This window comes from Pseudomonas sp. B21-059 (genome assembly GCF_026016285.1).
Lineage (GTDB): Bacteria > Pseudomonadota > Gammaproteobacteria > Pseudomonadales > Pseudomonadaceae > Aquipseudomonas > Aquipseudomonas danubii.
In genome coordinates, this window is the sequence record NZ_CP087201.1 from 6575635 (window position 1) to 6587891 (window position 12257).

At 62.2% G+C, this 12257-nt stretch carries 12 protein-coding genes; 4 read left to right on the top strand and 8 right to left on the bottom strand.

Annotated elements, in window-relative coordinates; genetic code table 11:
- Window positions 1–95: 95 nt before the first annotated feature.
- The 6 genes from LOY69_RS29385 to dadA all read right to left on the bottom strand — a co-directional run bounded on the left by LOY69_RS29385 (window position 96) and on the right by dadA (window position 6231).
- A complete protein-coding gene (locus tag LOY69_RS29385) occupies window positions 96–2024 on the bottom strand; it encodes an acetyl-CoA hydrolase/transferase C-terminal domain-containing protein (protein ID WP_265073927.1) in 1929 nt (642 codons plus the stop codon).
- Window positions 2025–2160: 136 nt separating this feature from the next.
- A complete protein-coding gene (locus LOY69_RS29390; protein ID WP_102881278.1) occupies window positions 2161–2577 on the bottom strand; it encodes a c-type cytochrome in 417 nt (138 codons plus the stop codon).
- Window positions 2578–2759: 182 nt separating this feature from the next.
- Entirely contained in the window at window positions 2760–3308 is a 549-nt protein-coding gene (locus tag LOY69_RS29395) for a cupin domain-containing protein (RefSeq protein WP_102862248.1), read from the bottom strand.
- Window positions 3309–3440: 132 nt separating this feature from the next.
- Window positions 3441–4514: an alanine racemase gene (alr, locus tag LOY69_RS29400; protein WP_250329735.1), complete on the bottom strand. Its 1074-nt coding sequence runs from the start codon at window positions 4512–4514 to the stop codon at window positions 3441–3443.
- Between the two features lie 90 nt (window positions 4515–4604).
- Window positions 4605–4958 carry a RidA family protein gene (locus tag LOY69_RS29405; RefSeq protein ID WP_102862250.1) on the bottom strand — a complete coding sequence of 118 codons (354 nt, stop codon included), beginning with the start codon at window positions 4956–4958 and terminating at the stop codon, window positions 4605–4607.
- Complete coding sequence (gene dadA, locus LOY69_RS29410) at window positions 4930–6231, bottom strand: D-amino acid dehydrogenase (protein WP_102862530.1); 1302 nt, start codon at window positions 6229–6231, stop codon at window positions 4930–4932. Before dadA ends, LOY69_RS29405 begins: the two co-directional genes overlap by 29 nt.
- A gap of 157 nt (window positions 6232–6388) precedes the next feature.
- Here dadA and LOY69_RS29415 point away from each other — a divergent pair, with 157 nt between their 5' ends.
- Window positions 6389–6877, top strand: coding sequence for an Lrp/AsnC ligand binding domain-containing protein (locus LOY69_RS29415; protein ID WP_011064210.1), 489 nt, complete (start codon window positions 6389–6391; stop codon window positions 6875–6877).
- Window positions 6878–6924: 47 nt separating this feature from the next.
- On the opposite strand, the gene LOY69_RS29420 is transcribed toward LOY69_RS29415, so the two are convergent.
- Window positions 6925–7278: a YkgJ family cysteine cluster protein gene (locus LOY69_RS29420; protein ID WP_102862531.1), complete on the bottom strand. Its 354-nt coding sequence runs from the start codon at window positions 7276–7278 to the stop codon at window positions 6925–6927.
- 148 nt (window positions 7279–7426) lie between these two features.
- Here LOY69_RS29420 and LOY69_RS29425 point away from each other — a divergent pair, with 148 nt between their 5' ends.
- Entirely contained in the window at window positions 7427–8740 is a 1314-nt protein-coding gene (locus LOY69_RS29425; RefSeq protein ID WP_221810280.1) for an NAD(P)/FAD-dependent oxidoreductase, read from the top strand.
- A gap of 27 nt (window positions 8741–8767) precedes the next feature.
- On the opposite strand, the gene LOY69_RS29430 is transcribed toward LOY69_RS29425, so the two are convergent.
- Entirely contained in the window at window positions 8768–9010 is a 243-nt protein-coding gene (locus LOY69_RS29430; RefSeq protein WP_102881281.1) for a DUF1127 domain-containing protein, read from the bottom strand.
- A gap of 180 nt (window positions 9011–9190) precedes the next feature.
- Here LOY69_RS29430 and LOY69_RS29435 point away from each other — a divergent pair, with 180 nt between their 5' ends.
- Window positions 9191–10615 (top strand): PLP-dependent aminotransferase family protein, encoded by a 1425-nt coding sequence (locus LOY69_RS29435; RefSeq protein ID WP_102862253.1) that lies wholly within the window; start codon window positions 9191–9193, stop codon window positions 10613–10615.
- 69 nt (window positions 10616–10684) lie between these two features.
- On the top strand, window positions 10685–12256 hold the full coding sequence (locus LOY69_RS29440; RefSeq protein WP_110594231.1) for a phospholipase D family protein: 1572 nt from the start codon (window positions 10685–10687) through the stop codon (window positions 12254–12256).
- Window position 12257 lies beyond the last annotated feature (1 nt).

Genomic DNA, 12257 nt, shown 5'->3' on the forward strand with positions numbered 1-12257 from the left:
CGTAGAAGCTGGCTTGTGTAGGAGCTGGCTTGCCAGCGAAGACGCCCTTGAGAGCAATGCAAGACTTGATGGCCCATTCGCCGGCAAGCCGGCTCCTACGACAGCGTTGGCGAAGTGGCCTGCAGCCCGGCCAGCAGGAACCGCTGATACAGCTCCTCGCGCAGCCCATCGGGCTGCTCCAGCCCCATGCGTTCAAGGTGCGCCGCAAATTCCTCAGGCTCCGGCGCATCGAGTGCCGCCTTGCCCAGCTCAAGGATCTCGCTGAGCTTGAACTTGCTCTTGAGCCAGTTCAGCGCCCGCAGCAGGTCACGCTCTTCATCGCTGAAATCACTGCCCAACGGATACTCCGGAAACAGGTGGCTATGACGCGCCTGGATATTCTGCAAACGCTGTGGGCTGTTGTCGGTAAAACGCGGGTTCAGACGAAAATCCTTCGGCAGTTTTCCGGCCTTCTGTGCCTGCTCCATCAACCCCGGCTGAAAGCGTGAGTCGCTGATGTTGAGCAGCGCCTCGATCACTTGCGCATCCGTTTTACCTCGCAGATCGGCAATGCCGTACTCGGTGATCACGATGTCCCGCAGATGGCGCGGGATGGTGCAATGGCCGTACTCCCAGACGATGTTGGAGCTGACTTCGCCAGCGGATTCGCGCCAACTGCGCAGGATCAGCACCGAGCGAGCATCGTGCAGAGCATGGCCCTGGGCAACGAAGTTGTACTGCCCGCCCACACCGCTGAGCACCTTCCCGCCCTGCAACTGATCGGACACCGCCGCGCCCATCAGGGTCATGGTGAACGCGCTGTTGATGAATCGCGCATCCCGGCGCTGCAGGCGCTTGAGTTCTTCATGGCCATACAGCTCGTTGATGTAGCTGATGGCGGTCATGTTGAACTGCGCCAGCTTGCTCTTGGGCAGCTCGCGCAACCGCTGATAGAAACTGCGCGGGCCAAGGAAGAAACCACCGTGGACCGAGACCCCGCCAGCCGCGGCCGCATCCAGGGTGCCGGCGTTGGCTTGCTGTTGCAGCTCCAAAGTCGGGTAGACCTTGCGCCGCACGATGCCGGCATCCGCCAGGGCCAGCAGGCCGTTGACGAACATTTCACTGCAACCGTAAAGGCCCTGGGCAAAGGGCTCGACGCCGCCTTCGCGGTCGATCAGCGCCTGCCAGTGGTCAACCTGCAGATCCGCCAGCAGGGCACGATAACCGTCGTTGTCGGCCTGCCGTGCCAGCAAAGCTGCGGTCAGCGCGTCGCCCATGGAGCCAATGCCGATCTGCAAGGTGCCGCCGTCGCGCACCAGGGTGCTGGCATGCAAGCCGATGCAATGATCCTGAATCCCCACCGGCATGTTCGGCGTGGAAAACAGGGTGCTGCGCTCCTCCTCGTCGATCAGCAGATCGAGGTCCGCAGCATCGATCTCGGAGTCCCCGGGCATATAAGGCAGGTCACTGTGGACCTGGCCGAGAATCAGGATGGTCTCCCCCGCCGCACGACGCTTGGCGATCATCGGCAGCATGTCGAGGGTGATATCCGGGTTGCAGCTCAGGCTCAGGCGGCCGGGGTGTTGCGGATCGCGGGCCAGCAGTTGCGCCACCAGGTTCAAGCCGGCGGCGTTGATGTCCCGGGCGGCATGGCTGTAGTTGCTGCTGACATAGTCCTGCTGCGCTGCGGCGCTGTGCAAAAGGCTGCCGGGCTGCATGAAGAACTGCTCGACGCGGATGTTCGCCGGCAGGCTGTCGCGGTGCAGGTCGGCAAGGAAATCCAGTTCCGGATAGTCGCCGAACACCCGCTCCACGAAGGGTTCGAGAAAGCGCTTCTGCAAACCGTCGCCCAGGGACGGACGGCCCAGGCTCAGGGCGGTATAGATCGTCAGTTGGCGTTCGGGCAATTGGGCAATGCGACGATACAGAGCGTTGGCAAAACGGTTGGGTTTGCCCAGGCCCAGGGGCATGCCCATGTGAATGTGTTGCGGCAAACGGGCGAGCACTTCATCTACCGCATGCTCGATAGAACAGGATTGCAGCATCTGACCCTCCGGGGACCATCCATGAATTGAGGTTGGACCGAGCTTGCCGGGAGTTTGCTGCCTTGAACAGTGCACTGGCTGAATTACGCCCACAAAAAAGCCGCTCGTAAGCGGCTTTTTCGCTGAAGATGGCGGCTTATTTCAGGCCGGACATCTTCTGGATAGCCGCTTTGAGATCGTCATCGGTGCAATCGGCGCAGGTGCCTTTAGGCGGCATGGCGTTGATACCGGTGATGGCCTTGGCCAGGATTCCGTCGAGGCCGCCCTGGTGATCGGCGCGCTCTTTCCAGGCTGCGGTGTCACCGATTTTCGGCGCACCCAACAGGCCGGTGCCGTGGCAAGCATTGCAATGCTTGGCAATCACGTCATCCGGGGATTTCGCCCCACCGCCACCACCTGCAGAAGCAGCGACTTCCATACCCTTGCATTCCTGCCCCTGAACGCAGACCTGGCCAACAGGCTCAAGACGCTTGGCAATGTCATCATTAGTCGCAGCTTGAGCGCTGACTGCCCAAAGGGCCAATACGGTTGCTGGTGCGGCCAGCATTTTCATAATTAGGTTCACGCGTACACCCTCAATGGTGGCTAGTCACGCCTGCGGCCACGGTTTCGCAGGCGGGCGAAAGTATAACGGTTAGCCCGCCACACTGAAACAACCCCAAAGTCGAAGGGGTCTTAATCGCGGCGAAATGTCGCTGGGGGCCTCTCTGCAAACCTTGCAGGATGCCTCTTGGTCTAGAAATTCGCCGGAGTGGCTGCGCTGATTAGTCGCGCCGGAGCATCGAACGGATTACGGAAACGGTGCGGCTTCGTACTCTCAAAGTAGTAGCTGTCACCGGCCTCCAGGACAAATGTTTCCAGCCCTACCACCAGTTCCAGGCGACCTTCGAGAAGAATGCCGGTTTCCTCGCCGTCGTGGGTGAGCATCTCTTCCCCGGTATCGGCGCCGGGCGGGTAGATTTCGTTGAGAAACGCAATAGCACGACTCGGATGCGCCCGGCCCACCAGCTTCATGGTGACTGCGCCATCGGAGATATCGATCAGTTCGTGGGCCTTGTAGACAATCTGAGAAGGCGTTTCCTGGAGGATTTCCTCGGAAAAGAACTCGACCATGGACATGGGAATGCCGCCCAGCACCTTTCGCAGTGAGCTGATCGAGGGGCTGACACTGTTCTTTTCGATCATTGAAATGGTGCTATTGGTGACGCCCGCACGCTTGGCGAGTTCACGCTGGGAAAGACCTTTCAGTTTACGGATGGATTGTAGTCGTTCACCGACGTCCAATGCGGCAGCCTCCTAGGCGGGAATCAGGCGTTGTTGTAATTGAGCGTTATCATGGCGACAGCGTTCAGTATTTACAACACTTGGCCCCGATTCCCCCGAGGGCAGGCGACTTTCGGTACAACCCGCGCAATCTCAGTCTTCGCAGTACACCAGCGGCACCCGACGCAGGTTGCAGAACAGCTGATAAGGGATGGTATTGGCGGCCAGGGCAACCTCGCTGGCGAGGATGTTCTTGCCCCACAATTCCACCCGGGAACCCAGCCCGGCCTGTGGCACATCCGTCAGGTCGACACACAGCATGTCCATGGACACCCGGCCTAGCAGGCGGCTGCGCTGGCCGTCCACCAGCACCGGAGTGCCGGTCGGCGCGTGGCGCGGATAGCCATCGGCATAACCCATGGCGACCACGCCGATGCGCATCGGCTTGTCGGTGATGAACTTGGCGCCATAGCCCACCGGCTCGCCGGCGGGCAACTCACGCACACAGATCACCTTGGATTCCAGGGTCATGACCGGCTGCAGTCGCTCAGCCACGGAGTTGTTTTCTTCGAACGGCGTAGAGCCATAAAGCATGATGCCGGGACGCACCCAGTCACTGGGCACGCTCGGCCAGCCCATGACCGCCGGCGAGTTACGCAAGCTGATTTCAGCCCCCAGCCCCTGACGAGCCGCCTCGAATACCGCGACCTGTTCACTGCTGCGCGGGCAGTCCAGCTCGTCAGCACGGGCGAAGTGGCTCATCAGCACGATCTTCTCGACCTTGCCGCTGGCCTGCAGCCGTTGATAGGCCGTCTGGTAATCCTTGGGATGCAGGCCAACCCGGTGCATGCCCGAATCCAGCTTGAGCCAGACCGTCAGCGGCTTGGCCACCGGTGTCTGCTCGATGGCCTCGAGCTGCCACAGCGAATGCACCACACACCAGAAATCATGCTCGACGATCAGCGCCAACTCGGAGGCTTCAAAGAAACCTTCCAGCAGCAGGATCGGCGCACCAATACCGGCGGCGCGCAGTTCCAGGGCCTCTTCGATGCAGGCCACGGCAAAGCCGTCGGCCTCGGCCTCCAGCGCCTGGGCGCAACGCACGGCGCCATGACCGTAGGCATCAGCCTTGATCACCGCAAGGGCGCGAACACCCGAGACTTCACGGGCCAGTTGGTAGTTGTGACGCAGGGCTTGGAGATCGATCAGGGCACGGGCAGGGCGCATGGCGGCAGACTTCTAGGCGGTCATGGGAATAAAAAACCGGTGCTGGATGACAGCTGGCCGCCACCGGCACCGGGAGAGGGATCTTGTCGCTTAAGGCAGAGCAGCCACCACGGAAAGCTCGATGAGGATTTCCGGCTCGCAGAGCTTGGCCTCCACAGTGGCCCGGGCCGGGGCCACGCCTTTTGGCAGCCACTGGTCCCAGACACTGTTCATGCCTGCGAAGTGGGCATCGATGTCCTTGAGGTAGATGGTCACCGACAGCAGCTTGCTCTTGTCGGTGCCCGCCAGGTCCAGCAGACGCTCGATGTTGGCCAGGGTTTCCCGGGTTTGCTGTTCGATCCCGGCACTCATGTCATCGCCGACCTGCCCGGACAGATACACCGTACCGCTGTGAACGACGATCTGACTCATGCGCTCATTGGTGAGCTGGCGCTGGATTGACATGTTTAGCTGACTCCTGAGGGTTGCCATAACGGGAAATATCGAGGCCTTCGGCACTGATCTGCGGCTTTTTCTTGGCCATCAGGTCCGCCAGCAAACGACCGGAACCACAAGCCATGGTCCAACCGAGGGTGCCATGACCGGTGTTCAAGAACAGATTACGGAACGGCGTGGCACCGACGATTGGCGTGCCATCCGGGGTGGTAGGACGCAGCCCGGTCCAGAAACTGGCCTGGGACAGATCGCCGCCCTGAGGATAGAGATCGTTGACGATCATCTCCAGCGTTTCACGCCGGCGCGGGTTCAGCGACAGGTCAAAACCGGCGATTTCGGCCATGCCACCGACCCGGATACGGTTGTCGAAACGAGTGATCGCGACCTTGTAGGTCTCGTCGAGGATGGTCGAAGTCGGTGCCATCGCCGGGTTGGTGATCGGCACGGTCAAGGAGTAGCCCTTGAGCGGGTACACCGGAGCCTTGATGCCCAGCGGCTTGAGCAATTGCGGCGAGTAGCTGCCCAGGGCCAGCACGTAGCGGTCGGCGGTTTCCAGTTTGCCGTCGATCCACACGCCATTGATCCGGTCGCCGGCGAAGTCGAGGCGCTGGATGTCCTGGCCAAAACGGAACTCCACCCCCAGCTTGATGGCCATTTCAGCCAGGCGCGTGGTGAAGATCTGGCAGTCGCCGGTCTGGTCATTCGGCAGGCGCAGAGCACCGGCAAGGATGTCGGTGACGCTGGCCAGAGCCGGCTCGACCCGGGCGATGCCCTCGCGATCCAACAGCTCGAACGGTACGCCGGATTCCTTGAGCACGGCGATGTCTTTCGCCGCGCCGTCCAGTTGCGCCTGGGTGCGGAACAGCTGGGTGGTGCCCAGGCTGCGACCTTCGTAAGCGATGCCGGTTTCCGCACGCAATTCGTCGAGGCAGTCACGGCTGTATTCGGACAGACGCACCATGCGCTCTTTGTTCACCGCATAACGGCTGGCAGTGCAGTTGCGCAGCATCTGCGCCATCCACAGGTATTGGTCGATATCGGCGGTGGCCTTGATTGCCAGCGGTGCGTGGCGTTGCAGCAGCCATTTGATGGCCTTGAGCGGCACGCCCGGAGCAGCCCAAGGCGAGGCATAGCCAGGGGAAACCTGGCCGGCGTTGGCGAAACTGGTTTCCATGGCTGCAGCCGGCTGGCGGTCCACCACGGTCACATCAAACCCGGCTCGAGCCAGGTAATAGGCACTGGTGGTTCCGATAACGCCACTGCCCAAGACCAGAACGCGCATTTTCATATCCCTCATCGCGGCTTGACCGCTGACGTTTGTTATTCAGAGCAAAGATGGGCGCAGTGTAAGAAACATTGAGCAGTGATTTTCACTATATAACCGCCTATATTTGGCGAGAATTCTCGGCAATATCGCTTTTCACGGAGGGGCATCCCCTATGCGCACCAATCATCAGACCCGTCGTGCCCTGGACAAGATAGATCGCAATATCCTGCGAATTCTGCAGGCCGATGGACGCATTTCCTTCACCGAGCTGGGGGAACGGGTCGGACTCTCCACCACCCCTTGCACCGAGCGAGTGCGCCGCCTGGAACGCGAAGGAATCATCATGGGCTACAACGCCCGGCTCAACCCGCAGCACTTGAAGGGCAGCCTGCTGGTGTTCGTCGAGATTAGCCTGGACTACAAATCAGGGGATACCTTCGAGGAGTTTCGCCGGGCGGTGCTGAAGCTACCGCACGTGCTGGAGTGCCATCTGGTGTCCGGGGACTTCGACTATCTGGTCAAGGCGCGGATCTCGGAGATGGCGTCCTATCGCAAGCTGCTGGGGGACATCCTGCTCAAGCTGCCCCATGTACGGGAATCCAAGAGCTACATCGTGATGGAGGAAGTGAAGGAAAGCCTGAGCCTGCCGATTCCGGACTGAGATGAGGGGCGCCGGTTCCGCGGCAAGCTGGCTCGGAGCGCGAGGGGCTAGACCAGGACCTGACGATTGCTGGCCATGTAGTCGTGGATCTGCTTCTCGACCCGGGGGTGGATCATCTCCACGGGACGCCGGCCGTTGGGGCACGGCAGGCTCGGCGTGGTGCCGAACAAGCGACAGATCAGCGGGCGTTCGTCATACACCGTGCAGCCATTGGGGCCCAGGTGCACACAGTTGAGCTCGTCCATGGCGGCGTCCTGCTCGGCAGCGGTCTTGCGCGGCAGGCGGGACATTTCCTCAGGCGAAGTGGTGACTGGGCCGCAGCAGTCGTGGCAACCAGGAACGCACTCGAAAGAGGGAATCTGCTGACGCAAACTACGGACGATTTGACGGTTACAGCTCATGAAAAAGGCTACCGGGGCATGAATAGCCATGAATTCTGCCCTAAATGCCTGGCAGCAGACAGGGCCGGGCATCCTGCGGTTGCTGCAAACGAAAGCCCCGGCTTATGCTCCGGCAATTTTTAAAGACCCCCTGATCAGGACACTTTCCATGCCCGCCAGTGCTCAGCCATCCGCCGCCAGCGATCGGCACGCCGCCTCTTACTATGCCGCCAGCAGCCTGCCGCAGCCGGACTACCCGACACTGGCAGGCGAGCTGACAGCGGACGTGTGCGTGGTAGGCGGCGGATTCTCGGGGCTCAATACTGCGCTGGAACTGGCCGAACGCGGGTTCAGCGTGATCCTGCTGGAAGCCCGCAAGATCGGCTGGGGCGCCAGCGGCCGCAACGGTGGGCAGTTGATTCGCGGGGTCGGCCACGGCCTGGAGCAGTTCACCAAGGTGATCGGTAGCGACGGCGTGCGGCAGATGAAGCTCATGGGCCTGGAGGCGGTGGAAATCGTCCGCCAGCGCATCGAACGCCTGCAGATCCCCTGCGATCTGACCTGGGGCTACTGCGACCTGGCCAACAAGCCAGCAGACCTTGAGGGTTTTGCCGAAGACGCCGAAGAGCTGCGCAGCCTGGGCTATCGCCACGAAACCCGCCTGTTGCAGGCCAGTGAAATGCACAGCGTAGTGGGCTCCACACGCTACGTTGGCGGGCTGATCGACATGGGCTCGGGTCATCTGCACCCGCTGAACCTGGCCCTGGGTGAAGCCCAGGCGGCGCAGCAGATGGGCGTGCGTCTGTTCGAGCATTCGGCAGTGACTCGCATCGACTACGGTCCCGAGGTCAAGGTCCACAGCCATCGCGGCACGGTCCGCGCCAAGACCCTGGTGCTGGGCTGCAACGCCTACCTCAACGACCTCAACCCGGAGCTGGGGGGCAAGGTGCTGCCGGCCGGCAGCTACATCATTGCCACCGAACCCTTGAGTGAGGCCCAGGCGCAAGAGCTATTGCCACAGAACATGGCGGTCTGCGACCAGCGCGTCGCTCTGGACTACTACCGGCTCTCGGCCGATCGGCGCCTGTTGTTCGGCGGTGCCTGCCACTACTCGGGACGCGACCCCAAGGACATCGCCGCGTACATGCGGCCGAAGATGCTGGAAGTGTTCCCGCAACTGGCCAAGGTGAAGATCGACTACCAGTGGGGCGGCATGATCGGCATCGGCGCCAACCGCCTGCCACAGATCGGCCGACTCAAGGACCAGCCCAATGTGTATTACGCCCAGGCCTATTCAGGCCATGGGCTGAACGCCACGCACCTGGCGGGCAAGTTGCTGGGAGAGGCCATCAGCGGTCAACAGGGCGGCGGCTTCGACCTGTTCGCCAAGGTGCCGCACATCACCTTTCCCGGCGGCAAGCACCTGCGCTCACCACTGCTGGCCCTGGGCATGCTCTGGCATCGCCTGAAAGAGCTGGCCTGATCTTCCGCGGCTCCTTGTCGCCGCGGATTACAGCCGCCAGAAAGGCTTGAGGCCTTCGGCCCGTGCCTCCTCGCGGCTCAGCCCCACATCCCGCAACTCCTCGGCGGTCAACTCCAGCAACGCCTTGCGGGTACGCAATCGATGCCAGTACAGGTCCCAGGTTCCCAGCCCGGACGGCGCAGTGCACGACAGGGTCGCCGCCGCCCGCTCCTGCTCGACTTCCAGTTCCTGACCGCGTAACGACAACCGCACATCGCTCAAGCCGTTCATCTCCATTGCTCCTGTTTACTCAAGTTGCCATGAGCGAGCATGATGGGCGCCGCACCAAAACCAATACAGACCCAATACAGCGGTATTACTTCCATACAGATTTGCCAAAAATCCCGCTGAATGCCGTATTTTTGCCTCATCTGTACTGGTCCTCCGTGACTGCCACTTCGAGCCAACGCCATGACCCTCTACGTGAACCTCGCCGAACTCCTGGGCACCCGCATCGAACAGGGCTTCTATCGCCCCGGTGATCGACTGCCCTCGGTGCGCGCGCTGAGCGTAGAACACGGGGTCAGCCTGAGTACCGTGCAGCAGGCCTACCGCGTGCTGGAAGACAACGGCCTGGCCATGCCCAAGCCAAAATCCGGGTACTTCGTCCCCCCCAGCCGTGAGTTGCCTGCGCTACCGGCAGTCGGTCGCCCGGCCCAGCGGCCGGTGGAAATCTCCCAGTGGGACCAGGTGTTGGAGCTGATCCGCGCGGTGCCGCGCAAGGACGTGGTGCAGCTGGGCCGCGGCATGCCGGACATCACCACGCCAACCATGAAGCCCTTGCTACGGGCCCTGGCCCGGCTCAGCCGGCGCCAGGACATGCCCGGCCTGCACTACGACAACATCTACGGCGTGCTGGAATTGCGCGAGCAAGTGGCGCGGCTGATGCTGGATTCTGGCTGCCAGCTGGGGGCCAATGACCTGGTGATCACCACCGGCTGCCACGAAGCCCTGTCTTCCAGCATTCGCGCTATCTGCGAGCCCGGGGACATCGTCGCCGTAGACTCGCCGAGCTTCCACGGCGCCATGCAGACCCTCAAGGGGCTGGGCATGAAAGCCCTGGAAATCCCCACCGACCCTATTACCGGGATCAGCCTGGAAGCCCTGGAACTGGCCCTGGAGCAGTGGCCGATCAAGGCCATACAGTTGACCCCCAACTGCAACAATCCCTTGGGCTACATCATGCCGGAGTCGCGCAAGCGGGCCCTGCTGACCCTGGCCCAGCGCTTCGACGTGGCGATCATCGAGGACGATGTGTATGGCGAACTGGCCTACACCTACCCGCGCCCACGAACCATCAAGTCCTTCGACGACGACGGCAGGGTTCTGCTGTGCAGTTCCTTCTCCAAGACCCTGGCCCCCGGCCTGCGTATCGGCTGGGTCGCACCCGGCCGTTATCTGGAGCGGGTGCTGCACATGAAGTACATCAGCACCGGCTCCACCGCCCCGCAACCCCAGGTGGCCATCGCCGAATTCCTGAAAAGCGGTCATTTCGAGCCCCATTTGCGCAAGATGCGTACTCAATACCAGCGCAATCGCGACCTGATGCTCGATTGGGTCAGCCGCTATTTCCCCACGGGCACCCGCGCCAGTCGCCCCCAGGGCAGTTTCATGCTGTGGATCGAACTGCCCGAAGGCTTCGACGCGCTGAAACTCAACCGGGCATTGCTCGACCAAGGCGTGCAGATCGCCGTGGGCAGCATCTTTTCCGCCTCGGGCAAATACCGCAATTGCCTGCGGATGAACTACGCTGCCAAGCCAACCGCGCAGATCGAAGACGCGGTACGCAAAGTCGGCTCCGCAGCCATCAAGCTGCTCAGCGAAACCCAGGACTGAACCCCGGGTCACGTTGCAGGAAGCCCACTGCCCCATGCCAACCCGCGCCGCGATGCGAGACGACCTGACTTGAGCCGTAAACAGGGGTTTATCCTGCCGCTGATCCTGACCTTCGGGCTAGGCGGCTGCGCCACTCAGGAAGTGCCTTACCAGCCCAGCCAAGCGTTGGCCGCCAGTGACTCCAGCTTCGCCCAGTCCATCCGGGCCCAGGCCGCCCCCTACCAGGGACGCTCCGGCTTTCGCCTGCTGCCCAACAGCACCGAAGCCTTCATGGCCCGCGCCGAGCTGATCCGCAACGCCCAGAGCAGCCTCGACCTGCAGTACTACATCGTTCATGACGGCATCAGCACCCGGATGCTGGTGGACGAGCTGCTCAAGGCCGCTGACCGAGGCGTAAGGGTGCGCATCCTGCTGGACGACACCACCAGCGACGGGCTGGACCAGATCATCGCCACCCTGGCCGCCCACCCGCAGATCCAGGTCCGCCTGTTCAACCCGCTGCACCTGGGCCGCAGCACCGGCGTTACCCGAGCCGTGGGCCGCCTGTTCAACCTGTCGCAACAGCATCGCCGGATGCACAACAAGCTTTGGCTGGCGGACAACAGCGTGGCCATCGTCGGCGGGCGCAACATCGGCGATGAATACTTCGATGCCGAACCCAATCTCAACTTCACCGACATCGACATGTTCAGCGCAGGCCCCGTGGCCGAACAGCTGGGCCATAGCTTCGATCAATACTGGAACAGTGCCCTGAGCCGCCCCATAGGCGAGTTCCTGTCTTACGCACCTTCAACCCAGGCCCTGAACAACACCCGCCAGCGCCTGGAAGAGTCGCTACAGGACAGCCACCGGCAGAACCAGGCCCTGTATCGCCAGTTGATGACCTACCAGACTCAGCCGCGCATGGATATCTGGCGCAAGGAACTGATCTGGGCCTGGAACCAGGCCCTGTGGGACGCCCCCACCAAGGTCCTGGCCAAGGGCGATCCCGACCCGCACTTGCTGCTGACCACCCAGTTGGCACCGGAACTCAAGGGCGTCAGCAAGGAACTGATCATGGTCTCGGCCTACTTCGTCCCGGGCCAGCCGGGGCTGGTGTACCTGACCGGCCGGGCTGACGCCGGGGTCGCGGTCAGCCTCTTGACCAATGCCCTGGAAGCCACCGACGTGCCGGTGGTGCATGGCGGCTACGCGCCCTATCGCAAGGCCTTGCTGGAACACGGCGTGAAGCTCTACGAGTTGCGCAGGCAACCCGCAGAGCGGGGCGGCGGCAGCGGTCCGCGGCTGTTCCACAGCAGTTCCTTGAAGGGCTCGGACTCCAGCCTTCACAGCAAGGCGATGGTCTTCGACCGACAGAAGAGCTTTATCGGCTCGTTCAATTTCGATTCACGCTCAGTGCTGTGGAACACCGAGGTCGGGGTGCTGGTGGACAGCCCCGAACTGGCCGAGCATGTACGCGCCCTGGCCCTGCAAGGGATGGCGCCGCCCCTCAGCTACCAGGTCAAACTGGAGGACGGCAAGCTGGTCTGGATCACCGAGGACCATGGGCAGCTGCACAGTCTGAGCCACGAGCCCGGCAGTTGGTGGCGACGCATCAATGCCTGGCTGAGCACTCGCATCGGTCTGGAGCGCATGCTTTGAC